At 67.1% G+C, this 22,494-nt stretch carries 20 protein-coding genes, 1 tRNA gene and 1 pseudogene; 9 read left to right on the plus strand and 13 right to left on the minus strand.

Annotated features, from left to right (window positions below):
• Nucleotide 1: 1 nt before the first annotated feature.
• Both ACO06I_RS22315 and ACO06I_RS22320 read left to right on the plus strand, forming a co-directional pair.
• The gene (locus tag ACO06I_RS22315) at nucleotides 2-1,912 is read left to right on the plus strand and encodes a TonB-dependent receptor domain-containing protein (protein ID WP_421934816.1); all 1,911 of its coding nucleotides are present in this window, start codon (nucleotides 2-4) and stop codon (nucleotides 1,910-1,912) included.
• A 243-nt stretch (nucleotides 1,913-2,155) separates the two neighbouring features.
• Nucleotides 2,156-2,884, plus strand: a complete 729-nt coding sequence (locus ACO06I_RS22320) for a riboflavin synthase subunit alpha (protein ID WP_421934817.1) — start codon at nucleotides 2,156-2,158, stop codon at nucleotides 2,882-2,884.
• 436 nt (nucleotides 2,885-3,320) lie between these two features.
• Here ACO06I_RS22320 and ACO06I_RS22325 read toward each other — a convergent pair whose 3' ends face one another.
• The 7 genes from ACO06I_RS22325 to panB form a co-directional block, all read right to left on the minus strand.
• The gene (locus tag ACO06I_RS22325) at nucleotides 3,321-3,914 is read right to left on the minus strand and encodes a TetR/AcrR family transcriptional regulator (RefSeq protein ID WP_421934818.1); all 594 of its coding nucleotides are present in this window, start codon (nucleotides 3,912-3,914) and stop codon (nucleotides 3,321-3,323) included.
• Nucleotides 3,915-4,020: 106 nt separating this feature from the next.
• Entirely contained in the window at nucleotides 4,021-4,776 is a 756-nt protein-coding gene (locus tag ACO06I_RS22330) for a sulfite exporter TauE/SafE family protein (RefSeq protein ID WP_421934819.1), read from the minus strand.
• Between the two features lie 11 nt (nucleotides 4,777-4,787).
• The gene (locus ACO06I_RS22335; protein ID WP_421934820.1) at nucleotides 4,788-5,513 is read right to left on the minus strand and encodes an alpha/beta fold hydrolase; all 726 of its coding nucleotides are present in this window, start codon (nucleotides 5,511-5,513) and stop codon (nucleotides 4,788-4,790) included.
• A 263-nt stretch (nucleotides 5,514-5,776) separates the two neighbouring features.
• Nucleotides 5,777-6,391 carry a glutathione S-transferase gene (locus tag ACO06I_RS22340; protein WP_421934821.1) on the minus strand — a complete coding sequence of 205 codons (615 nt, stop codon included), beginning with the start codon at nucleotides 6,389-6,391 and terminating at the stop codon, nucleotides 5,777-5,779.
• A gap of 40 nt (nucleotides 6,392-6,431) precedes the next feature.
• Entirely contained in the window at nucleotides 6,432-7,178 is a 747-nt protein-coding gene (locus ACO06I_RS22345; RefSeq protein WP_421934822.1) for an enoyl-CoA hydratase-related protein, read from the minus strand.
• A 31-nt stretch (nucleotides 7,179-7,209) separates the two neighbouring features.
• Nucleotides 7,210-7,698 (minus strand): OsmC family protein, encoded by a 489-nt coding sequence (locus ACO06I_RS22350; protein WP_421934823.1) that lies wholly within the window; start codon nucleotides 7,696-7,698, stop codon nucleotides 7,210-7,212.
• Nucleotides 7,698-8,564: a 3-methyl-2-oxobutanoate hydroxymethyltransferase gene (panB, locus tag ACO06I_RS22355; RefSeq protein ID WP_421934824.1), complete on the minus strand. Its 867-nt coding sequence runs from the start codon at nucleotides 8,562-8,564 to the stop codon at nucleotides 7,698-7,700. Before panB ends, ACO06I_RS22350 begins: the two co-directional genes overlap by 1 nt.
• A gap of 193 nt (nucleotides 8,565-8,757) precedes the next feature.
• Between panB and ACO06I_RS22360 the strand changes: the two are divergent.
• Together ACO06I_RS22360 and ACO06I_RS22365 are read left to right on the plus strand one after the other, a co-directional pair.
• Nucleotides 8,758-9,030 (plus strand): annotated as a pseudogene (locus ACO06I_RS22360) (DUF6088 family protein); the annotation flags it as partial.
• A 91-nt stretch (nucleotides 9,031-9,121) separates the two neighbouring features.
• Complete coding sequence (locus ACO06I_RS22365; RefSeq protein ID WP_421934825.1) at nucleotides 9,122-9,274, plus strand: hypothetical protein; 153 nt, start codon at nucleotides 9,122-9,124, stop codon at nucleotides 9,272-9,274.
• 117 nt (nucleotides 9,275-9,391) lie between these two features.
• On the opposite strand, the gene ACO06I_RS22370 is transcribed toward ACO06I_RS22365, so the two are convergent.
• A tRNA-Leu gene (locus ACO06I_RS22370) sits at nucleotides 9,392-9,474 on the minus strand.
• A gap of 177 nt (nucleotides 9,475-9,651) precedes the next feature.
• Here ACO06I_RS22370 and ACO06I_RS22375 point away from each other — a divergent pair.
• Nucleotides 9,652-9,897, plus strand: a complete 246-nt coding sequence (locus tag ACO06I_RS22375) for a hypothetical protein (protein WP_421934826.1) — start codon at nucleotides 9,652-9,654, stop codon at nucleotides 9,895-9,897.
• Here the strand turns inward: ACO06I_RS22375 and ACO06I_RS22380 are convergent.
• The 3 genes from ACO06I_RS22380 to ACO06I_RS22390 form a co-directional block, all read right to left on the minus strand.
• Nucleotides 9,852-10,880, minus strand: coding sequence for a sterol desaturase family protein (locus ACO06I_RS22380; RefSeq protein ID WP_421934827.1), 1,029 nt, complete (start codon nucleotides 10,878-10,880; stop codon nucleotides 9,852-9,854). The two genes, ACO06I_RS22375 and ACO06I_RS22380, sit on opposite strands and share 46 nt — an antisense overlap.
• 110 nt (nucleotides 10,881-10,990) lie before the next feature.
• Nucleotides 10,991-11,377: a DUF3597 domain-containing protein gene (locus tag ACO06I_RS22385; RefSeq protein WP_421934828.1), complete on the minus strand. Its 387-nt coding sequence runs from the start codon at nucleotides 11,375-11,377 to the stop codon at nucleotides 10,991-10,993.
• Between the two features lie 116 nt (nucleotides 11,378-11,493).
• Entirely contained in the window at nucleotides 11,494-13,755 is a 2,262-nt protein-coding gene (locus tag ACO06I_RS22390) for a TonB-dependent receptor (protein ID WP_421934829.1), read from the minus strand.
• A gap of 244 nt (nucleotides 13,756-13,999) precedes the next feature.
• Here ACO06I_RS22390 and ACO06I_RS22395 point away from each other — a divergent pair, with 244 nt between their 5' ends.
• The 3 genes from ACO06I_RS22395 (at nucleotide 14,000) to ACO06I_RS22405 (ending at nucleotide 18,257) form a co-directional block, all read left to right on the plus strand.
• Nucleotides 14,000-16,009, plus strand: coding sequence for an alpha-glucosidase (locus ACO06I_RS22395; RefSeq protein ID WP_421934830.1), 2,010 nt, complete (start codon nucleotides 14,000-14,002; stop codon nucleotides 16,007-16,009).
• 4 nt (nucleotides 16,010-16,013) lie between these two features.
• The gene (locus tag ACO06I_RS22400) at nucleotides 16,014-16,910 is read left to right on the plus strand and encodes an alpha/beta hydrolase (protein WP_421934831.1); all 897 of its coding nucleotides are present in this window, start codon (nucleotides 16,014-16,016) and stop codon (nucleotides 16,908-16,910) included.
• 69 nt (nucleotides 16,911-16,979) lie between these two features.
• Entirely contained in the window at nucleotides 16,980-18,257 is a 1,278-nt protein-coding gene (locus ACO06I_RS22405; RefSeq protein WP_421934832.1) for an acetyl-CoA C-acyltransferase, read from the plus strand.
• Here ACO06I_RS22405 and ACO06I_RS22410 read toward each other — a convergent pair.
• Nucleotides 18,254-19,831 carry a carboxylesterase/lipase family protein gene (locus ACO06I_RS22410; protein ID WP_421934833.1) on the minus strand — a complete coding sequence of 526 codons (1,578 nt, stop codon included), beginning with the start codon at nucleotides 19,829-19,831 and terminating at the stop codon, nucleotides 18,254-18,256. The two genes, ACO06I_RS22405 and ACO06I_RS22410, sit on opposite strands and share 4 nt — an antisense overlap.
• Before the next feature lie 118 nt (nucleotides 19,832-19,949).
• On the opposite strand from ACO06I_RS22410, the gene ACO06I_RS22415 reads away from it, so the two are divergent.
• Nucleotides 19,950-20,744: a LytTR family DNA-binding domain-containing protein gene (locus ACO06I_RS22415; RefSeq protein ID WP_421934834.1), complete on the plus strand. Its 795-nt coding sequence runs from the start codon at nucleotides 19,950-19,952 to the stop codon at nucleotides 20,742-20,744.
• Here the strand turns inward: ACO06I_RS22415 and ACO06I_RS22420 are convergent, their stop codons facing one another.
• Complete coding sequence (locus tag ACO06I_RS22420; protein ID WP_421934835.1) at nucleotides 20,745-22,481, minus strand: N-acyl-D-amino-acid deacylase family protein; 1,737 nt, start codon at nucleotides 22,479-22,481, stop codon at nucleotides 20,745-20,747.
• Between the last annotated feature and the right edge of the window lie 13 nt (nucleotides 22,482-22,494).

Genomic DNA, 22,494 nt, shown 5'->3' on the forward strand with positions numbered 1-22,494 from the left:
CGTGACTCGGAACGTCGCCATCCTAACGGCGCTCGCGCTCGCCGCTGCGACCGACGCATGGGCGCAGCGTGCCGATGAGAACGTCGTGCGCGCCGCCGAGGACGCGTTTGGGCTCAGTGTCGGCAACGAGCGTCTTGGGCTCTACGACGAAGACAATGTCCGCGGCTTCAGTCCCTCACTGTCGGGTAATGTTCGGATAGAGGGGCTCTATTTCGACCGCCGGGGCGCTATTGCTTCGCGGCTGCTGAAGGGCTCGACTATTCGCGTGGGCCTCACAGCACAGGGCTATGATTTTCCCGCTCCGTCCGGCATCGTCGATTATGAACTGCGCAAACCTGGCCGGATGCGTGTGCTTAGCCTCGTGGCCCACACCGACAGTTGGGGCCGGGCGGCTTTCGAGCTCGATAGTGAAATCCCGGTCAGCGATACCCTTAGCTTGGGCGGAGGCGTTTCGCGGTTGCTGGACGCCAGGCCGCAGGGAAACGACAGGGATCAAGGCAGCGCTGCGCTGATCGCGCGCTGGTCGCCGTCGCCAGGCGCCAACCTGCTCGCCTACGCAGGCGCCGGCCTCAACAGGAACGAAGAAGCTGGACCACTGGTTTTCACCGCCGGACCTGTCCTCCCTCCAGAGATCGATCGCCGCAACTTCTACGGGCAAGACTGGAGCGACTGGCGCTCGGGATCCCTCAACTACGGCCTCTTGGGAACGGTGCAGCTTTCCCCAGGGACGGCCGTTCGGGCCGGTGTCTTCCGCTCGGGGTTTACCGAGGAGAAATCCTTCTCTGACCTGTTCCAAAGCGTCGACGCCAATCGCCTGGCGCTTCATCGCATCACGGCGTTTCCGGAGCAGGATTACAGCGCCTTGTCCGGCGAACTGCGCGCGACGCACAGCTTTACCACGGGGGCGCAGCGCCATACTGCGCTGGTGAGCCTGCGCGGCCGAAAACGCGTCACCATCTCCGGAGGCGCTCAGACCCTAGACTTTGGACCCGGCCGCATCGGCGCGCCGCGCTCGCTCGCTGAGCCTGGGTTCGTTTTCGGACCGACCAATCGAGACGAAGTGCGTCAACGGACCTTGGGGGTCGGTTATCAGGGGGTTTGGCCTGGTGTCGGCGAGTTGAACATTGGCGTCCAGAAGACTCGCTATGAGAAGTCGTTGAGCCGCGCCGGCGGTCCGGCCACGGAGGCCCGTTCCGAACCGTGGCTCGGCAACGTCAACGCTGCCTGGTACGCGAGCCCGGCGATCACGGTGTTTGGCGGATATTCGCGCGGCCTTGAAGATGGCGGCTTCGCCCCCGAGAACGCGGTGAATGCGCGCTCACCACTGCCGGCGACCCTCACCAGTCAGAAAGACGCTGGCATGCGTGTCGTCCTAGGTCGTATCCGAGTGGTCTCGGCGGTTTTCGACCTGGACAAGCCATATTACGGCCTCGACGCGACAAACACCTTCACCGAAATCGGCGCGATCCGGAATCGTGGCCTCGAGCTTTCAGTCATCAGCTCGCCGATCGAAGGGCTTCGCTTGGTTGGCGGCGCTGTTATTAGCCGTCCGCGGGTCAACAGAGGCGCCCTCGGCGCCCTGCAAAATCTCAAGCCGATCGGCGCTGTCGAGAGGACAGCGCGCTTCAGCGCTGACTACACGCCGCCGTCGTGGCCAGCTGTCTCTTTTGATACGACCCTCGTCTACACGGGCGAGCGCGCCGCCAAGATGGATAATAGCGTGGCGATCCCTGCGCGCGCGACCGTCAGCGTCGGCGCGCGCTATCGGCTCAAGGTCGGCGACGATAAGGCGACCATCCGGTTGGTGATCTACAATCTTACCGACACCTTTGGCTGGTCTGTCACATCAGGGGGTGGCTTCTTTTACGAAGAACCCCGTCGTGTGGCCCTCAGCCTTTACATGGACTTCTGAGATGCGCGGTTGAATACACGATGAGTAGTAATGTCAGCGGTGGCTGCTGCCCTCGAAGGAAGAGTGGGGACTGGTCTGATGACCTCTTCTCCTGGGAGCCTTCGGGAAGATCGAAATGGTTCGCATAGGCGGGGGCGCTTGTCGCCTCGCCAGGAAAGATATGAAATCCGTCGGCGGTCCCCCAATGTTGGCGAATGGCGACCGCAGGATCTAGAATTCGTCGGAGTTGGGATCGGAGAGGCAATGTTTACAGGCATTATCCAGGCGGTCGCAGAGATTGAATACGTTGAGGATCACGACGCGATCCGAACTTTCACGATCCAGTTTCCCCCCGGTTTCTGCGATGACCTTCGAGTGGGCGCCAGTGTGTCTGTTGATGGCGTCTGCCTAACCGCGACGAAATTGCTCTCGCCCGATCGAGTCGCTTTCGACGTCATCCTGCAGAGCTTGCGCGTCACCACCTTGAGCGACTGCGAGGCCGGTTTTCGCGTAAACGTCGAACGCGCTGCCAAAGATGGCGCGGAAATTGGTGGGCACCCGATATCGGGGCACATCGACTTCGCAGCCGTGGTTCATTCAGTCGCCTCGCTCGAAGGCAACAAGGTCCTACGGGTGACGATTCCCGAGGAGTTTAGGCGCTACCTGTTTCCCAAGGGCTACGTGGCGATCAACGGCGCCAGCCTGACATTGGCAGAGGTCGATCGTGATCATGGCTGGTTCGAGGTGTGGCTGATCCCAGAGACGCGACGCATGACCGTCTTCGAGGACAAGGTCGCCGGGGACTATCTCAACATCGAGATCGAGCGCCAGACCCAAGTGGTGGTCGACACAATCCGCGACAGTGTTCGCGAAACCCTCGGCCGTCTCCAACCCGTGGTCGAGGCCCTCCTCCTGGATCGCGGGGTCGTCCTTGAGGATTTGCTCCAACCGGGTGTCCTGGCAATTACCGACCATGCGCGGCAAAGACGCTAGCGCCCAATCAGGGGGCCGCAGGTCTGGTCTCGGTGCGAGAGCCAACGCCTGCTCAGGTGCACGGCCGACTTCCCGCAACTTCCGCCCGGCGACCGCTCCAGACCGCTGACGTGTGACTGGCAAGCGACCAACGCGGATCTGCGCCGCCGCTAGGGCGCCAGGGCCTCGCCGCTGTGCGTGCCGGCACAGGAAGGGGCGCATAAATCTACACGTAAGCCATGGCGACCGTCTCACATCAGTCAGGTGTGCACCGCGCCGCCTGCCACCTCGAAGCGGAGGTCTGTCCAGCAGCGAAATGATGCGCGATTGTAGATCTGAACAGCGCAAGGACGGTTTTGCAGCAGTCGCCTTCGGTTGATGGCGGTGGCCAGGTCCGCGGGTGAGGCCGCAGAATCCGCGGTGGCCCTGCATCATTGCCAGGCGGCCAGGTCGGGCGTCAGTGAGGCGATTGAAGTCCAAGGCGCCGCATCAGGGCTCCGTGCGTGTCCGCAAGAATTCGATCCGACAACTGGCGATCAGGCTCAGCTCGCGCCAGGGCGATCGCGCCGACGAGGGCGGCAACAATCGACTGGGCCTCAGCATCTGCCTTGGGAAGCCCCAGTCCGGCGACCTTGCGCGCAATCGCCTGCCGGAGCTCTTCCATGCCCTGAGCAACACGACGGCGCGCGGCCTTCGGCAGACGAGGCGCGTCGGCCACCAGATAGGGCAGGGGGCATCCCTGACTGCGATTATCCCGGTGGGCAGGCGACAGATACCAGTCGATGTAGATTCGGAGAGCCTCGGCAGGATCTCGGGCTTCCATGTTGGGCAGGACCTGGCCAAATCCATCGATGAACATGTGGTCCACCGTGGCCGCCAGGAACGCGTCCTTAGAGGCGAAGTGCACATAGAATCCGCCGTGGGTCATCCCGGCCTTGGCCATGACCCCGGCGACGGCGACGCGATGTGGCCCCTGCGTGCGGATCGCCTTGGCGGCCACCTTGAGTACGCGCTTGCGGGTTTTTTCCTTATGAGCGGCGTCGTATCGCATGCCAGGATTCCAGGAGCCTCAGCTGCAAAAAGGTGGTCGATTAGATGATATCTATAATTTAAAGGCGACCGCTGCAAGCCTTGGCGCCGGCTCTGACGCCTCAGGTTCAGCTCAGATAAGCCCTCAGGAAGAAGACCGACGTCGTGATCACGGTGACCGCGAGGATCAGAACCCGAAGAGCGCCGCCTGGCAGACGCCAACCCAGTCTTGCGCCGACATAGCCGCCGGCCGCGCCACCAGCCATGACGATGAGGGTTTCGCGCCATCGTACGTTTCCAGTTAGCGCAAAGCAGGCGACCGCGATCCCGTTGGCCGCCGCGACCATGATGGTCCTCAGCGGCGTCAGGGTGCGCAGGTCGGCGGTTGTCGCGAGGCTCCAGGCCGCCAGCATCATCAGGCCGACAGCCCCACCGAAATAGCCGCCATAGATGCCAAGAAGGAACTGTGCTGCGTAGAGGGAACGCCCTCCGACGTGCAGGCCCATCCGCCGCAGCAGCTGTGGCGCGCGGGGACCCGCGGCGAGCGTGACCGTGGCGACAAGCAGCAGCCAGGGGATGATCGCGCTGAATGTCCTCTGTGGTGTGAAGAGCAGCAGCACTGCGCCCAGCAGCCCGCCCACAAGGCTGAGTGTGAGCAGCACCCCGTTCGAAGCGCCCTCGAGCGGCCGGATGTCCCTTCGGTAGGCCCAGGTGCTGGCCAGTGTTCCCGGAAAGAGGGCCACGGTCGTTGAGGCGTTGGCAACGGTCGGGGGAAGACCAGCCAGGGTGAGCACGGGCAGGACGACGAACGTGCCGCCTCCGGCAATGGCGTTCATGGCGCCGGCGACAAGGCCAGCGCCAAGCAGCAGTGCGTATGTGGCCAAGGGATCCGTGCTCACAGCCTCTGGTCTTCAGCCATCGCGAGGAGGTCGCTTACGGCCCTGCGGAATGCAGCCGGATCTTCCAGGTCTGGGAAATGACCCGCCAGCGGCAACAGACGCACCTCGGCGTGCGGCAGGTAGCGCCTCAGCCCTTGGGGATCCGAACGACGGTGAGTGCGGTCTCCCTGGCCAAAGAGGATCACGCCGGGGCATTGAACGACCGGAACAGCTGCAGATGTCTCTTCGCCGAACCATTCCTGTATCTGGCTCGCCAGGGCGTTTCCGCACCCACAGGCGTGCGCCCAGCGCGCGGTCTTCTGCCATTGTCGGATGTCGGCGCCCTTGCCCGCCGCGGCAGGATACCAGCCGTCGATGGCGAGATGTTCGCGCACCCTTGGCTGAGCCCATGCCATCTGACCGATCATCGGCTCCCGAAGCCAGCCGTCGGGATCGACCGCACGGTAAATCCACTGCCGTTCGCCCGGAACGTCCGTCGCCTGGCTGGCGATCACCCCGATCGTCGAGCCCGGCATCGCGGCCGCCACACCGATCGCAACGTAGGCCAGGGTGCAGGGGCCGCTCACAATCATCCGCCCGAGGCCGAGGCTTCGCAGAGCGTGGACAACGGCAGCGACAGTGCCGGCGTAGCTCAGAGCGTCTGGGTGGCTTGCCCGGGAGAACCCGAACCCCGGGATCTCAAGCGCGACGACCGTCAGTTTCCCGGCCCAGTGTGCAAACATGGGATCGTAATGTTCGATCGTATTCGGAGGGTCCGGCATTAGCAGGACCGCGGGCGCGTCCGGAACGGCCTGGACCCGGGCCCGAAGTCTGGCATGTGGAGTCTCGATGAACCTCATGCCGGGACGGGAAGCCAACGCCCGGCTCTCCAGATCCGGCGGTCGGGCGCCTGCAAAGAGGCTCGTATCGAGCCAAGCCGCTCTGACCATCGTCTTCCCCCTCCGATGAACATGGCTGTCGCCGAATGCGAGCGGCGCACAGACTGCTACGCCCAGTCGGCGGCCTGGAATTCGGCAAAGGCCTCAGCCTGCGCCGACTGCGCCGCGAGACCGGGAAATCGCTCCGGCGCATAGCTGCCTGGTGCGACGTGCTGAATGAACCTCCAAGTCACGGCGGTGGTGATCTCCGCCTGGTTCATTGCCCCAGCGGAGCGCCACTCCGGATCTCGGTGGATTTCGGTCTCGAGCATCTCGAGAGCCGCCTTCAGCTGTCGTTCCACACGGTCGAGCCAGGGTTGATGTAGCTTCTCGGCTGGCCGCAGCGTGCGCTCGTAGACGATCTGCACGGCCTTCTCGCAGGCCGCGAGAGAGAGGCTCAGCTGCCGTAGGACGAGTTCGCGCGCCTTCGGTTCGCTCGGCATCAAGCTTCGCTCAGGCGGGGCGAGGGATTCCAGGTGCTCTAGGATGAGTGTGGAATCCATAAGCACGACCCCACTGTCGGTAAGCAGCGTCGGCGCCTTCACGACCGGGTTCACCTGCGCGAACTCGTCAAACCCTCGGTGCACGGAAACAGGCCTGTGCTCGAAAGGCAGCCGCAGGACATTCATTGAGACGGCGACGCGGCGGACGAACGGCGAGTCCAGCATTCCGAAGAGCTGCATGCTTCTGATCCCGGGTTGGATTTCTGAGGGGCTGCGGTGATCAGGGGAGACCTGGGCGGCGGTTCAGGAAGGCGGTGACGCCATCGGCGACGCCCTTGCTCCCAATCGTGGTGGCGAACCAGGCCGCCTCCACGCCCAGGCCTTCGTCGATGGGCAGGTTGATGCCGCGGGTGACCGCGGCCAGGCAGGCGGAGACCGCGCTCGCGGGATGGCGGATAATCCGCTCCGCCAGGGCGTGAGCCTCATCGAGCAGGTCGCCATGTGGCACCACACGATTGACCAAGCCGAGTTCGGCGGCCCGCGCGGCGTCTATCGCGTCGCCCGTGAGGATCATCTCGAGCGCACGCTTCCGGCCGACGTGCCGCGGCAGTCGCTGCGATCCTCCAAACGGCGGCGGGAAGCCAAGTTTGACTTCGGGTTTGGCGAAGGTGGCGGTCTCGCTGGCAAGGGCCAGCGGGGCCGCCTCGGTTATCTCGCAACCCGCTCCGAAGGCGAGGCCATTGACGGCCGCGATGATCGGCTTGGGAAAGGTCTCAATGCGCCTCGTCAGCCCCTGGCCTCGGCCGACAATCTCCCGAAGAGCAGATTCCACGCCCCCGCCGATGCTCAGGGCGAGGTCGTTGATGTCCGCGCCCGCGCTGAAGGCGTCCTCGCCCGCGCCGGTCAGGATGACAGCCCGCACCGCGTCCTCGGCCTCGATGGAAGCCAAGGCGCTCATCAGCGCGTCGATGGCGGCGTAGTTGAGGGCATTGAGCTTGGTCGGGCGATTGATGACAAGCTTGGTCACCCGTCCCGCAGCCACCTCGATCAGAGGCGCCCTACTCATCGCCGAGGTTCCTGATGCTGGCCTGGCAGGTGATGGGGAAATTCACGGAATTTGCGATGAAACACATGCGGTGGGCTTTGCGGTGGAGCTCCATCGCGATCAGGCGATCGTCGCCAAACCCGATGGTCACCTTCGGGTGCAGGGTGACCCCGGTGAAGCGACCGCTGGTCGTTCGATCCTCGACCGTCCTTCCGACTGGATCATCGACATAGGCGAGTACGGTTATGCCGGCGTCGACACTGAGATGGAGGTACCAGAGCTTGTGGCAGGCCGAGATGGACGCCACGAGCAGGTCCTCTGGATTCCACATCGCCGCGTCGCCACGGAACTCCGGATCCGAAGAACCCGCGATCGCCGGCTTGGAACCGGCGGTGATGATGTGGTCGCGCAGATAGGCGCGGTGACCCGAGGTTCCGGATCCCTGGTCGCCCGCCCACTCGACATGGATGCTGTAGCTATGGGCCTTCGCCTCGCTAGCCATCACAGCGATCCGCCCTCGGAAGCAGTCTCCGCAGGCGCCGCAGGCTTCGGGTTGAAATAGGTCTCGGCTGGGCCGGGGAAGCGGCGCGTTCGTACGTCCTCGGAATAGGCCGCCGCTGCACGGGTGATCTCAGCGCCAAGGTCGGCATATCGGCGCACGAACTTCGGCGTCCATTTGAACATGCCCAGCATGTCGTCAGTCACGAGGATCTGACCGTCGCATCCGGCGGACGCTCCGATTCCGAGCGTGGGTGCTGAAACCGCACGGGTGATATCCCGCGCCAGGCCTTCGGCGACGCCTTCCACGACGATGGCGAACGCCCCAGCGTCGGAGACGGCTCGCGCGTCAGCGAGCACCAGCTCCCGTTCAGCCTCGGTCCGCCCCTTAGCCTTGAAGCCGCCGTCGATGTTGACCGCCTGGGGCCGCAGACCGACGTGTCCCATGACTGGGATTCCGCGGTCCACGAGATAGCGGATCGTAGCCGGGATCGCCGGACCGCTTTCCACCTTGATCCCCTGCGCCCCCGTCTCCTTCATGAGACGCACGGCGGAGCGGTACGCTTCCTCGACGGCTCCCTCATAGGAACCGAAAGGCATGTCGATGACGACCATGGACCTACGGGAGCCCCGCATGACCGCCTGGCCGTGCAGGATCATCATATCCAGGGTGACTGGCACAGTGGATGTGAGGCCGTGGGCGACCATGCCGGTTGAATCACCGACGAGCAGAAGATCACAGGCATCGTCGAGCAGCGCGGCGATCGGCGCCGTATAGGCAGTCAGCGCCACCAGGGGTTCCGTACCTTTGCGCCGGAAGATGTCGGGCGCGGTGAGCCGCCGGACGACTGCATCACGATGTGTAGACATCTTCCCTCACTGTGGTCGCGGCAGGCTGGCGGCGACGCTCAGCCCCGCCGTTTGGTCTGGAACACCCCGTGACTGCTGACGCGACTTCGGCGTCGGCAACACGCGTCAGGGCTTTCCCAGAAAGGTCTAATAACATGATGTGCATCATGTGAAGAGTCGAGTTTGGGCGCAACAGGATTTTCCGGGGGAGGCTGTGTTGGAGAGCCGTCGCAGAGTTCGGTTCAACCGCCGGCGACAGATCGAGCTGCCGACCTCTCACCAAGGACGGCGCGCTAAGGCGCGTCGACCGCGGCCTCTACACCAAGCCATCAACCAATGCGCCAACCGGCAAGCCCGCTCCCTGGCGCGCTCGGTCGTTGACGCGGTGGCGCGGCGCGACAACGCTCGCCTGATGGTGAACGGGATGGCCGCGGTCGACGACCTAGGCCTGACCACAGCCGTGCCGGCGCAGGTGACGGTGTTCACCGACGCGCCTGCGGCCGATCCAACTTGGCGCTCAGCAGATCCGCTTCAAGCAGGCGGCGCCCAGCCGTCTCTACTGGGCAGGCCACCCCGCCATGCACGTTGTCCAGGCCCTCTACTGGATGCAGACCAGGGTGCGCGATCTGCTGGCGACGGTCGGGTTTCCGGACGTTCACCCAAGGCCGGACCCGGTCGACGACCATCATCGCATGGCGCCCATCATGGGACCCACGGGAGCCGTCGGCTAGTCGCCTCCAACCGTGCATTCGGACCGATCGACTTGGCTGGAAAACCCAGCTGGCCGATCCACAAACGACGATTCCAAGCCGCACGGAGCCGTGTGGAGCATGTCGGCAGGAAGGCGGTGGTGCCCCCTCCCGGACTCGAACCGGGATGCTTTCGCGCGGCATTTTGAGTGCCGTGTGTCTACCAATTCCACCAAAGGGGCCGTGGCGTTGATCTACGTCAGCCTGCCGAATTGATCAACGGCGTCGCAGGTTCGCGTCGGTCCTGGGGCGCCAACTATACAGGCAGGGCGCTCTGCGCGCAGATGTCCCGCACGCAGGCCCGCAGCCAACGGTGCGCCGGATCGGCGTCCAGACGCGAATGCCAGAGGAGCGACACCGTGATCTCCGGCGGCGTGACCGGCAGTGGGAAGCTGAACAGCCCGGTGCGCAGAGCGCCTGTATGGCGCTCTGGGACCGTCGCGACCGCCGACCCGATCTCCGTCGCCGCCGGACTGCGGATCACCTTCATGGTCGCGGCGGTGCTGGTCGTCATCGCGCTGGCCATCGACATGGCCGGCGGCGCGGGCCTTGGCCGTCGTCAGTCGGTGCGGCGCACGACGAAGCCCGACCAGAAATGCCAGTAGTCCCGCAACATGTCCGGCACGATCCAGAAGCCGTGGCGGTAAGGCTGGCTGACGCCGATGACCAGGTCGCGCTTGGCGCCGCCGTACCAGGTGCCGAACAGCCGGTCCCAGATGGGAGCCATGGCGAAGTGGCCGGTGGGATGGGTCATGTCGAGCTTGTGGTGCAGGCGGTGGTGCAGGGGCGACTGCAGCACCCAGCGGCCGAACCAGCCCCAGTCCGACTGCAGCTGGGAGTGGATGATGAAGCCCACCGTCGTCACCACCACGCTGACGAAGATCATCACCGCCGGGGTCGCGCCCAGGATGGCCAGCGGCAGGTTGATCACGAAGAAGGCGCTGAAGGCGGCCGGGTGCTGCCGCGCCGAGGTGACGACGCAGAAGTCCTCCGCCGAGTGGTGGAAGCGGTGCAGGGGCCAGAAGAACCGGCTGTGGTCCAGCCGGTGGGTCCAGTAGTCGAAGAAGGTGTAGATGTAGAAGTAGATCACCAGCTGGGCCGCGAAGGGCAGGCTGGTCAGGTCGACCGCGAAGCCGGTTTGCGCCTTGATCCACTCCCGGATCGCCATGCCCGAGATCATCGAGGCGCCGAGCATCATCGCCTTGCCCACCAGGTCGAGCACGTGGCCCTGACCCAGGACCAGGACCATCAGGTCGGTGCGCATCGACCTGGTGGGGCCAAGGATCAGCGCGCGCGCCGAACTGCGCTCCCAGCCCACGACCAGCCACTCGATCCACAGCGCGGCCGGCAGGATCGCGGCGATCAGGCCGATGCCGGTGACGATGCGGTTGTGGACGTCGCCCACGGTCTTCGACTTGCCGAAGGCCTGCAGGGTGATCTGGTCGGGGAGGAGATGGACCACCGCCCACCAGGCGCCGCCCAGCAGGGCGGCATAGGCCAGCAGGCCGAGGACGACGGCGGCGCGCCCCATGACGGTCCGGCGGCGGGCCAAGCCCTCCAGCGTCATCGAGGTGTCGGCAAGCGCCATCCGTCTTCGCTCCACGTTCTGCGGTCGGCCGCAGTAGAGCGAGTTGGCGTTGAATGGCCGTTAACGGAGGCGGGACAGGGCCCCGAAAGCCCTCTCCACGCCTTGCCCCGTCAGTCCTGAAGGCTGGCCGGAACCTTGCCGCCGTTCTCGGCGAGCTTCTTCCAGACCGCCTTCTGCAGGGCGATGTTCTGCTCGGCGCTGCCGTCGGCGCCGGCGTGGACGCCGAGTTCCTGGCCCAGCTCCTTGCGGGCCTCCAGGCTGGAATCCAGGTCGAGCATCTTCAGCAGGTCGACGATGGAGGTGCGCCAGTTGCCGCCGCCGCCCTTCTGGGCCGCGAGGTCGGTCAGCACCGCCTCGACATCCACGGGCGCTGGCGCAGGCGCAGCCGCGGTGGGCGCCGCCGGCGTCGCGGGGGTGGCCGCCGTCGGCGCGGGGGCCGGAGCCGCCGCGGTCTTGTGGTGGAAAATCTTGTCGAAGATCTTGCCGAAAATGCTCATGAGCGCCTCGCTGGGATGTGAGGACAGAAGGCTCGGGAGTCCGGCTGGTTCCGCCTTGGGCGGAAGAAGAAGCGCCTGGGCCGCACGCTCTCCGCGCGGCCCAGGGCTGGGGCGTCTTAGCCGCCGAAGTTGGCGCGGATGGTGACGCCGTAGTAGCGCTCGGAGTCACGCGGCACCTGCTGGCGGATGTAGGTGCTGGTGATCCGGGCGGTGGTGTAGAACTCGTCGGTGATGTTCTTGACGACGAAGGTCACGCGGTAGCGGTCGTCACGATCCACCAGGGCGACGCTGGCGTCCCACAGGCCGTAGCCCTCCAGCGGCGGGCCGATCACCGGGTTGTTGGCGTTCGGACGACCGGCGTCCTGGTGCACGAAGGACGTGTTCAGGTTGATGTCGAAGGGCAGGGACGGGGTCTCGAGGCGATAGTCGGCCGCGATGCTCCACTTGCCCTTCGGCGCGCCCAGGGGTTGGCCGTTGACGGCCGAGCAGCTGGCCGGCGAACCGACCGGGCAGAAGAACTTCTCGATCTTGGCGTCGGTGTAGCTGCCGCCGCCCGAGAGGGTCAGGTTGGCGGTGGGCCGCGCGGTGAAGTCGGCCTCGACGCCCTTGGTGGAGACCTCGCCGGCGTTCACCAGGCGGCTGACGATGGTGCCGGCGACGGTGTCGAAGTTGGTGGTCTGGAAACCCGAATACTTGGTGTCGAAGGCCGCCAGGTTGAGGATCAGGCGGCGGTCGAACAGGGCGGTCTTCAGGCCGATCTCATAGGCGTCCGACGTCTCCGCCTCGAGGGGAATGGTGTCGAAGCTCTGCATGTTGAAGAAGACGTTGATCGCCGGGCCCTTGTAGCCGCGGGCGTAGTTCACGTAGCCGGAGATGGCGTCGGTGAAGGCGTACTGCAGGCCGATGCGGCCCGAGGTGCCGCGGGTCGTGGTGGACCCGGTCGCGGCGAAGTTCGGGCGGACGCCGGCGGTGGCGGTGGGGAAGGCCGAGACGCGGGCGAAGTCGAAACTGATCTCGTCACGCGACTGACGCAGGCCGACGATGCCGGTCAGCTTGTCGTTGAAGTGCAGGTTGGCCTGGCCGAAGATGGCCGAGTTCTGCAGGCTGGTGGTGAAGTTCGCCGTGCCGTTGGAGGTCACCGCATAGGTCGACGAACCCGGGGCGCAGGCGCCGCCGGCCAGGGTGGTGGCGGTGCAGCCGACATTGAAGCGGTTGAAGTAGTTGTCCTGGTCGGTCTTGTAGTAGTAGGCGCCAACCACGTAATCGACCACCCCGCCGATGGGCGAGGCCAGGCGGACCTCCTGGGTGAACTGGTTGAAGTCCAGCACGCCGGTGTCGCGCGAGGACGAGGTGCCGACGCGCCGGCCTTGCACCGCGGTGTAGTCTCCGTCGCGGTACTCGGTGTTGCCCCAGCCGCGCCAGGCGGTGATGGAGGTGAAGGTGTAGTCGCCCAGCTTGTAATCGACTTGGCCGGAATAACCCCAGCTGCTGTCCTTGGTGACCGGATCCAGGTCGTTGTTGATGTCGCGGTTGGTGGGGCCCACCACCAGCGGCGCTTCCTGGCCGATGATGGGATCGCCGGGGGTCGCGTAGCCGATGACGTCGGCCGAGGCGTTGTCCACCGCATTGGTCCAGTCGGCGATCAGATTGACCGTCAGGTTCTCGGTGGCTTCCCATTCCAGCTTGCCGCGGACGCCGAAGCGCTCGTAGCCGTTCACTGTATTGCCGTTGAAGACGTTCTTGGCGTTGCCGTCATAGTGGCCGTAGACGCCGGTGACCCCGAAGCGGGTCGTGTCGTTGATCGGGCCGCTGTAGCCGGCGCGCAGGCGGTACTCGTTGCCATCGAAGTAGGAGGCTTCCACGAAGCTCTTCGGCGTGGCCGAGGGCTTGCGGGTGATGATGGAGACCACGCCCGCCGAGGCGTTCTTGCCGAACAGGGTGCCCTGCGGGCCGCGCAGGACTTCGATGCGCTCGACGTCGAAGAGATCGAAGAAGGCCTGGCCCGAACGGGCGAAGACCACGCCGTCGATCACCGTCGAGACGGCCGGTTCCGAACCGGAGGAGAAGGAGGTGGTGCCGATGCCGCGGATGTTCAGCGACGAGTTCACGTTCGTCGTGCCCTTGCGGAAGGTGAGCGAGGGGACCTGTTCCACCAACTGCTCGGTGCTGAAGGTCTGACGGGCCTCAAGCTGTTCGCCGCTGACGACGCTGACGGCCACCGGGACCTTTTGCAGGCTCTCCGACCGGCGTTGGGCGGTGACGACGACTTCTTCGACCTGGACGTCGTTGGCCTGGGCGAAGGCGAAGGCCGGGATGGCGGCGGTCGCCATAAGGGCGGCCAGGGCGGCGCCGTAGCGCCTTTGAATTGAAATGCTCATGGTGAAATCCCCCGATTCAGCGGCGCGTTATTCGCGCCCGTGGTCGTTTCCCGACCAGTGGCGGCATACCTGCACAACGGGCCGGCAAAGCCAACACAGTTATATGACTATATGATATATTGCTTGACCGGACTGACCCAAAGACCACAGCCCCGCCGAGGCCGGGTTCTATCCGAGACGCCTTGGCCGATCGCATGAGAATTGTACGCGCGCACCCCCAGGGTTTCTGGGCACAGGAGTCTGCATGCAGGTAGTCGAGCGCCCCTCGGGCTTTGACGTGGTCGAGGCCGGGCGGGTGATCCTGCGCCATGACACCGGGGCGCCCTGCCTCTTCGTCGGGCGCGGGGAGCCGGAGGTCGCCATGCTGCGGGGCAACTTCAAGATCTCCGACTACCTGGTGGAGCGGATCGGCCTGCGGGCGGCGGCCGTCACCCGAGCTGGCGACACGGTGACCATCGCCTTCTCGCCCCACGCCGGCGAGGCTCCGGTCCTGACCATGACGGTGGACGGCGGCGCGATGGCGTTTAGCGCCGCCGATCCCGGCCTGAACCGCTTCTGGATCCGCCTGGCCGCCGAGGCCGGTGAGCACGTCTGGGGCGGGGGTGAGCAGATGTCCTATTTCGACCTGCGCGGCCGACGCTTTCCGCTCTGGACCTCCGAGCCGGGGGTCGGACGCGACAAGACCCGGATGATCACCCTGCAGGCCGATCTCGCCGGCGCGGGCGGGGACTATTTCAACACCAACTATCCGCAGCCCACCTATGTCTCGTCGCGGCGGTACGCCCTGCACGTCGACACCACGGCCTACAGCGTCTTCGACTTCCGCCACGACGGCTTCCACGAGATCGAGGTCTGGGAGATCCCGGCCAGGATCGAGGTCTGGGCGCGCGACAGCTTCGTCGAGATCGTCGGCCTCCTGTCCGAGCGTTTCGGCCGCCAGCCGCAGCTTCCGGCCTGGGTGCTGGAGGGCGCCATCGTGGGTCTCAAGCAGGGGGCGGCGAGCTTCGACCGCCTGCAGACCTTCCTGGACGCCGGGGTCGCCGTCGCCGGCCTCTGGTGCGAGGACTGGGTGGGCCTGCGCGTCACCTCCTTCGGCAAGCGCCTGTTCTGGGACTGGAAGTGGAATCCCAAGCGCTATCCCAACCTCGACACCCAGATCGGCGAGCTGCGGGCCAAGGGCATCCGCTTCCTGGGCTATGTGAACCCCTACCTGGCGGTGGACGGCAGCTTCTATGAGGTGGCCAGGGCCAAGGGCTATCTGGCGCTCACCCTCGACGGCGCCGGTCCCTACATCGTCGACTTCGGCGAGTTCGACTGCGGCGTCGTCGACTTCACCATCCCCGAGGCCTGCGACTGGTTCGAAGACGAGATCATCGGCCGCCAGATGCTGGACTTCGGCCTCTCGGGCTGGATGGCCGACTTCGGCGAATACCTGCCCACCGACGTCAAGCTGGCCAACGGCGTCGACGGCATGCTGATGCACAACGCCTGGCCGACCCTCTGGGCGGCGGTCAATGCGCGGGCGGTCGCCAAGCGCGGCCAGACCGGCGAGGCCCTGTTCTTCCTGCGGGCCGGCTTCACCGGGGTCCAGGCCCATTGCCCTTTGCTGTGGGCCGGCGACCAGTGCGTGGACTTCAGCCGCCATGACGGCCTGGGCACGGTGATCTGCGGGGCGCTGTCCTCGGGCCTGCTGGGCAACGCCTACCACCACAGCGACATCGGCGGGTATACGAGCCTGTTCGGCAATGTCCGCACGGCCGAATTGCTGATGCGCTGGTCGGAGATGGCGGCCTTCACCCCCGTGATGCGCTCCCACGAGGGCAACCGCCCCGACGAGAACCTGCAGCTGGACGGCGATCCCCAGGTCCTGGCCCACTTCGCGCGGATGACGCGGATCTACCGCCACCTCGCCCCCTATGTGGCGCGGCTGTCGGCGGAGGCGGCGGCCACCGGCCTGCCGCTGCAGCGGCCGATGTTCCTGCATTTCCAGGAGGATCCCGCGACCTATGCCGACCAGACCCAATACCTCTATGGCGCGGACCTGTTGGTGGCCCCGGTGATCGAGGAGGGCAAGACCGAGCGGGAGGTCTACCTGCCGGCCGGCGCGGCCTGGGTAAACGCCTGGACCGGCAAGAAACAGGCGGGCGGCGCGGCGATCACGGTTGTCTCGGAACTGGGCTATCCGCCGGTCTTCTATCGTGACGGCTCGCCCGATGCGGCGCTGTTCGCCGGCCTTGGCCAGCTCCAGGAGTAGCTTGATGACCGACACCGATCGCCGTGGCCTGTTGGCCGCTGGATTGCTGACCTCCGCCCTGATGGGCGCCTCGACGGCCAAGGCCGCCGCCAAGCCCAGCGAGGGCCAGATGATCGAACTGTGGCCGGGCGGCGCGCCGGGCGGCTCCAAGGTCACGGTGACCGAGAAGGCCACGGAGGTCGTCGACAAGGGCCAGATCGGCCGCGACATCTCCGGGATCACCAGACCGCGATTCAGCCTGCACAGGCCGAAGACCAAGACCGACACCGCCATGCTGGTGATCGCCGGCGGCGCCTTCAACCGGGTGGTGTTCGACAAGGAGGGGGAGGAGGTCTGCCGCTGGCTGGCCGATAGCGGGATCGCCGCCGGCGCCCTGCTGTACCGCCTGCCCGGAGATGGTTGGGACGCGGGCGAGGACGCTCCGGTGCAGGACGCCCAGCGCGCCCTGCGCCTGCTGGTCCAGGCGACCGGCGCCAAGCGGGTGGGGATCATGGGCTTCTCGGCGGGCGGGACCATCGCCGCGGCGCTGGCGACCCGCGCGACTGAGGCCCTCTATCCGCCGGTGGACGCCGCCGACCAGCTGGACGCGACGCCCAGCTTCATGTGCCTGGGCTATGCCTACATGAACGTCCCCAAGGGGCCGCGGGAGAACATGTTCAAGGGCCTGACCAAGGCTGCGCCGCCGACCTTCTTCTTCCACGCCGCTGATGATCAGCGCGTGCCGATGGCCAACTCGATCCAGCCGTTCCAGGAGCTGCGGGCCTTCGGTGTTCCGGCCGCCCTGCACGTCTATGAGAGCGGCGCCCACGGCTTCGGCCTGCGGGCGCCCGAAGGCTCGTCGGCCTCCCACTGGCCCGAGCACTTCCTCACCTGGGCCAAGGCCGGCGGGCATATCGGCTAGGCGCCAAGCAGCGCCCTGGTGTCTGGTGAGGTGACGCCCATCTAGGGTGTCCCGACCCGGAGCTTCGCCATGACCGCCAAACCCGACATCTGGCTCGCCGCGGGGGTCCGCACCCCGTTCGCAAAGATCGACGCGCAGCTGGCGCGGCTCGACGCCATCGCGCTCTCGGTCCCGGTGGTGAAGCACATGGTGGGCCACCTCGCTGGCGGGCGGCCCGACTTCGCGGTCTGGGGGACGGTGATCCCCAACCTGACCTGGAGCAACATCGCCCGAGAGGTGCTGCTGGACTCCGGCGTCGACCCGACCATCCCGGCCTTCTCCACCATCATGGCCTGCTCGACGAGCATGGCGGCGGCCTTCGAGGCCGCCGGCATGATCGACGGGCGGGGCCGCGACCTGGCGCTGGTGGGCGGGGTGGAGAGCATGAGCCACATCCATATCGGGCTCTCGATCCCGCTGTCGGACCGCATCCGCGCGGTGCAGCAGGCGCGCAGCCTCGGCGACCGGTTCAAGGCCCTGGGACAGCTGAAGCTGTCGGACCTGCGCCTGTTCATCCCGCGCGTCGCAAATCGCACGACGGGGCTCAGCATGGGGGAGCACACGGAGATCACCGCCAAGGAGTGGGCGCTGACCCGCGCCGACCAGGACGCCGTGGCGCTGGCCAGCCATCAGACCGCCGTCGCCGCCTGGGCGCGGGGCTTCTTCGACGACCTGGTGATCCCGGCGGGCGAGGCGACCCGCGACACCATCCCGCGCAAGGATACCTCGCCGGAGAAGCTCGCCAAGCTGCCGCCGGCCTTCGACCGCTCCAGCGGCAAGGGCACGCTAACGGCTGGCAATTCCTCGCCCTTCACCGACGGCGCGGCGGGGCTGTGGGTCGCCTCGGAAGCAGGTCTCAAGCGGCTGCCCGATACGATACCGCGCGTGAGGCTCGTGGACTATGAGGTGACCTCCATCGACCTGGCCCACGAGGGCCTCTTGATGGCGCCGGCCTATGGCGTGCCGCGCCTGCTGGCCCGCAACGGCCTGACCTATGGCGACATCGGGCTGTGGGAAATCCACGAGGCCTTCGCCGCCCAGGTCCTGGCCCACATCAGGGCCTGGGAGAGCCCGGACTTCCTCGCGACCAAGGCCGGCGTCACCGCCCCGATGGGCGCCTTCCCCCGGGAGCGGGTCAATCCGAACGGCGGCAGCCTGGCGCTCGGCCACCCCTTCGGCGCGACGGGCGCCCGCATCCTCAGCCAGGCGGTCAAGGAACTGGCGAGCCGCCCCAAGGGCGAGCGCGCCATCGTCAGCATCTGCGCCGACGGCGGCCAGGGGACCATGGCCCTGCTGGAAGCGGCCTAGCGCCCGAAGGGCTTTCCGCGCACGGCGCCATAGGTGGCGTCGAAGGCCTGGATGGGCGCCGGGACGGGCGGCTGGCTGGCCACGATGGAGTCGCCGAGGCTGAGCATGTTTCCTTGCGCCAGGGTGAAGGCCGGCCAGCTCGGTAGGTTCTGTCCGTTGGGGTTCCCGGTCCTGGCGAAGTTCACCCAGTAGCTCGACATGGCGTCCGCAAGCCGACGGTCGGCGGGCGTCCAGGCCCAGGGTTCCTGGTCCAGCTGGTCGAACATGTACCAGAGCTCGGCGAAGTGGCTGGCGCCCCACCCGGCGCGGGTCCCGGCGGGGAAGGGCGGCGCCCGGTCGAAGCGGTAGAAATAGACGGGCTGCCCGGCCTTGGCCTGGAGCCGCGCCCAGGCCCACATGTCCCAGCCGAACCTCAGATCGGTCTCCAGGGCGATCCGCGCATGACGGGCTTCGTCGTCGGTGGTGAAGGGATAGGCCGCGACGATGCCGGGCGGCAGCGGTCCCCAGGCGCGGCTCAGGTCGGCGGCGAAGGTCGCCGCGCTAACCTTGCTGACGTCGGCGAGCGATCGGGCCTCTTCGGCGTTGTAGCCCACCAGGATCGGCACGCTGTTCTGCCGGCCGGCGACAAAGGCGTCATAGGGCGAGCGGGGCAGGACAGCCGGCTCAATGACCGGATGGGTGACCTTGCCGGTCCCACCTCCCAGCAGCCTTTCGGCCGGCAGGGCGCGCAGGTCGGCCAGGGATTTGGCGCCCACGGAGGCGGCATAGCCGACCCCATCCTTTTCGGCCTGGGGAAGCTGATAGCCGGGCGCCAACTGCAGGGGTTCGAACACCCCGCCGCTCTGGCCGATGGCGCGCTGGAACAGGCCCTTGGCGCGGGGGGAGGCCATCAGCAGGCTGACCGACATGGCGCCTGCCGACTGGCCGGCGATGGTGACGTTTCCAGGGTCGCCTCCAAAGGCGGCGATGTTGCGGTGGACCCATTCGAGGGCGGCGATCTGATCCATCAGGCCGTAGTTTCCGGAGGTGCCGCCGCCTTCGGCGCTGAGCGCGGGATGGGCGAGGAATCCGAGCGGGCCGAGGCGATAGGCCAGGCTGACCACCACCACGCCCTTCCGCGCCAGCCGGTCGCCTGCGTAGAGCGGCATGGCCGTCGCGCCGTTGGCATAGCCGCCGCCATGGATCCAGACGATCACGGCCGCCCCGCCCTCGGGCGGGTGGGCCGGGGCCCAGACGTTCAGATAGAGGCAATCCTCGCTCGTCTTCGGCGGTGTCTCGCCGGGCATGGAGACGCCGGTCTGCAGACAGGCTGGGGCGAAGCTCGTGGCCGGCCGGAGGGATGACCACGGCTTGGCGGGCTGAGGCGGGCGCCAGCGTAGCGGGCCGATTGGTGGGGCGGCGTAGGGCAGGCCGAGATAGGCGCTGACCTCGCCGGTCGTCACCCCGCGCACGACGCCCGTCTCGGTCCGCGCGGTCGGGGCGGCGGCCAGGGCCGAGGCGGCGAACAGCAGGCTCACGGCGGCGGCAAGGGCGGTCTTCCAGATCATCATGGGCAGGTCCTCGTGGTCGCCCATGAGGGTGAGGCCTGGCCGGAGGCGCGGTAAGACCGGCCGGTCCCAGCCCACGGCCGGTTCGTCACAAAGCTTGGCTGATCTGGACGACGGCGACCGGGCGTGGCCACAGTCGGGCGTCATGTCTCCGTCGCTCCGCCCACCCTCAGACCTGCTTCGCTGGACCGCCGCGGCCTTCGTCTACTGGCTGGTCTTCATGAGCGTGCTGGCGCCGGGCAATCTGGCGGCGGCCCAGGCGGCGGGCGCGTCCTGGGAGTGGGGACGCGAAGCCTTGAGGCTGGTCTGCGCCGGCCTGCTGGGGGCCTCGGTGACGCCAGTGCTGCTGGTCTTGGCGCGGCGCTATCCGGCGGACGGCGCGCTCAACATCGCACGGCAGGCCGCCGGCGTGCTGATCCTCGCGCCCTTCTTGATCCTGGTGTCCTGCGTGCTGGCCGCCTGGGTCCTTGAGCAGCAGGCCGCGCCGTCCGTGGCCGAGGTGCGCGAGGAACTCGTGGCCAACACCCTGCTGCTGGTCTTCTGTCTCTCGCTGTTCCTGGCCCTGATCCAGGTGGCTCAGCGGCTACGGCCGGCGCCGGTCGAGGTCGTCTGGCTGCGACAGCTGACGATCCGGGAACGCGGCCGCGTCACCCTGCTGGACCTGGACCAGGTCGGCTGGATCGAGACCCAGGGCAACTATCAGGCCCTCCACGCGGCAGACGGCGTCCACCTGATGAGGGAGACGTCGGAGCGCTTGGCCGCCCAGCTGGATCCGGCCCGGTTCGTCCGCATCCACCGCCGGTCCATCGTCGCCGTGGATCGAGTGCGGAAGGTCGAGCCTTTGGCCAACGGCGACGCCACCGTGCGGCTGGCCGACGGGACCGAGCTCAGGCTCAGCCGCCGTCACCGCGACGCGCTGAAAGCGCGGCTAGGGGCCTGACTACTCCGCCGCCTGCGCCATGGGCGCGTACTGGGGGCCGCGGATCAGCTTGCCGGGCATTTCGCCGGTGGCCTCGCCGTTCTCGAAGGTGACCACGCCGTCGACGATGGTGGCGACATAGCCCCGGGCGCGCTGGATCAGGCGCCGGCCCTGGGCGGGCAGGTCGAAGGCCATCTCCGGCGCCAGGATCGCCAGCTTCTCGAAGTCGATCAGGTTGAGGTCGGCCTTCATGCCGGGCGCCAGGGTCCCGCGATCGTGCAGGCCGTAGAGACGGGCGGTGTCGCGGGTCTGCATGGAGACCACCTTCTCCAGGGAGAGGCGCTCGCCACGGGAGCGGTCGCGGACCCAGTGGGTCAGCATGTAGGTGGGGAAGCTGGCGTCGCAGATCACCCCGCAGTGGGCCCCGCCGTCCGAGAGGCTGAGCACCGTGTTGGGGTGGTTCATCATCTCGTGGATGTGGTCGAAGTTGAACTCGGCATAGTTCAGCAGCGGCAGGTAGATGTAGCCGCGGCCGTCCTTCTCCATGAGCATGTCGTAGACGATGGCGTCGGGCGCCTGGCCGGTGGTCTTGGCCAGATGCGCGATGGAGTCCTCGGCGCGGGGCTCGTAGTCCAGGCCGCTCTCGTGCTCCAGGCGGAACATGCGGTCGAAGCCCTGGGTGAGGATCATGCCGATGGCGCCCATGGGCCGGGACGGTTCGGCCAGGATTTTGGCCCGCACCTCGGGATCGCGCAGGTGGACGATGCGCTCGGCGAAGGGCAGGGCGGCCAGCTGGCGGTAGGTGTCGCGGCCGATGAAGGGATGCACCGTGCTCTGCCAGCCCAGCACCATGCCGGTGGGGCGGCAGGCGATCTGGGCAGTGATCTGGGCGCCCTCGGCGCGAGCCTCTTCCGTCAGTTGCAGCAGCCGCCGCCATCCGTCGGCCTTCACCGGCGACTGCAGCAGGCCATAGGTGACCGGCACGCCGGTCTCGGCCGACAGCGACCGCATCCAGTTGAACTCGTCCTCGGCCGGCGCCATGTCGGACGCCATCTCGAAGACGCCGTGGCCAGCCTCGCCCATGGCCCGGCCGATGCCCAGCAGCTCGTCCTCGGCGGCGAAGGTGCCGGGCACCGGTTCGCCGTCCTTGGCCAGGTGCAGCATGGTGCGCGAGGTGGAGAAGCCGAGCGCTCCCGCCGCCACGCCCTCGCCGACGATCCGCGACATCTCGGCGATGTCGGCGGCGGTGGCGGGCTCGTTGCGGGCGCCGCGCTCGCCCATGACATAGGCCCGCACCGCGCCGTGCGGCACCTGGGTCGCCACATCGATCACCCGGGGCTGGCCCTCCAGGCTGTTCAGGTATTCGGGGAAGGTCTCCCAGGTCCAGTTGATGCCTTCGGACAGGGCCGCGCCGGGGATGTCCTCGACGCCTTCCATCAGCTCGATCAGCCAGGCGTGGCGGTCGGGGCGGACCGGTGCGAAGCCGACGCCGCAGTTGCCCATCACCGCCGTGGTCACCCCGTGCCAGCTCGAGGGGGCGAGGTAGGGGTCCCAGGTCACCTGGCCGTCATAGTGGGTGTGGATGTCGACCCAGCCCGGCGTGACGATCAGGCCGCCGGCGTCGATCTCGCGACGTCCTGGCTGGGTGATTTTTCCAATCGCTGTGATCTTGCCGTTGTCGATGGCGATATCGGCCGCGAAGGCCGGGGTCTCGGCGCCGTCCACCACGCGCCCGTTCCGGATCACCAGATCATGCATCGTCCGCCCTCCG

Source organism: Phenylobacterium sp. (assembly GCF_965229015.1).
GTDB lineage: Bacteria > Pseudomonadota > Alphaproteobacteria > Caulobacterales > Caulobacteraceae > Phenylobacterium.

What these genes read in the sequence shown, in the direction of transcription:
- ACO06I_RS22420 (WP_421934835.1), bottom strand. Translation starts at nt 22,481, where the DNA reads ATGCATGATCTGGTGATCCGGAACGGGCGCGTGGTGGACGGCGCCGAG.
- ACO06I_RS22410 (WP_421934833.1), bottom strand. Translation starts at nt 19,831, where the DNA reads ATGGGCGACCACGAGGACCTGCCCATGATGATCTGGAAGACCGCCCTT.
- ACO06I_RS22405 (WP_421934832.1), top strand. Translation starts at nt 16,980, where the DNA reads ATGACCGCCAAACCCGACATCTGGCTCGCCGCGGGGGTCCGCACCCCG.
- ACO06I_RS22385 (WP_421934828.1), bottom strand. Translation starts at nt 11,377, where the DNA reads ATGAGCATTTTCGGCAAGATCTTCGACAAGATTTTCCACCACAAGACC.
- ACO06I_RS22350 (WP_421934823.1), bottom strand. Translation starts at nt 7,698, where the DNA reads ATGGCTAGCGAGGCGAAGGCCCATAGCTACAGCATCCATGTCGAGTGG.
- ACO06I_RS22340 (WP_421934821.1), bottom strand. Translation starts at nt 6,391, where the DNA reads ATGCAGCTCTTCGGAATGCTGGACTCGCCGTTCGTCCGCCGCGTCGCC.
- ACO06I_RS22335 (WP_421934820.1), bottom strand. Translation starts at nt 5,513, where the DNA reads ATGTTTGCACACTGGGCCGGGAAACTGACGGTCGTCGCGCTTGAGATC.
- ACO06I_RS22395 (WP_421934830.1), top strand. Translation starts at nt 14,000, where the DNA reads ATGCAGGTAGTCGAGCGCCCCTCGGGCTTTGACGTGGTCGAGGCCGGG.
- ACO06I_RS22390 (WP_421934829.1), bottom strand. Translation starts at nt 13,755, where the DNA reads ATGAGCATTTCAATTCAAAGGCGCTACGGCGCCGCCCTGGCCGCCCTT.
- ACO06I_RS22400 (WP_421934831.1), top strand. Translation starts at nt 16,014, where the DNA reads ATGACCGACACCGATCGCCGTGGCCTGTTGGCCGCTGGATTGCTGACC.
- ACO06I_RS22415 (WP_421934834.1), top strand. Translation starts at nt 19,950, where the DNA reads ATGTCTCCGTCGCTCCGCCCACCCTCAGACCTGCTTCGCTGGACCGCC.
- panB (WP_421934824.1), bottom strand. Translation starts at nt 8,564, where the DNA reads ATGTCTACACATCGTGATGCAGTCGTCCGGCGGCTCACCGCGCCCGAC.
- ACO06I_RS22365 (WP_421934825.1), top strand. Translation starts at nt 9,122, where the DNA reads ATGCACGTTGTCCAGGCCCTCTACTGGATGCAGACCAGGGTGCGCGAT.
- ACO06I_RS22325 (WP_421934818.1), bottom strand. Translation starts at nt 3,914, where the DNA reads ATGCGATACGACGCCGCTCATAAGGAAAAAACCCGCAAGCGCGTACTC.
- ACO06I_RS22380 (WP_421934827.1), bottom strand. Translation starts at nt 10,880, where the DNA reads ATGGCGCTTGCCGACACCTCGATGACGCTGGAGGGCTTGGCCCGCCGC.
- ACO06I_RS22320 (WP_421934817.1), top strand. Translation starts at nt 2,156, where the DNA reads ATGTTTACAGGCATTATCCAGGCGGTCGCAGAGATTGAATACGTTGAG.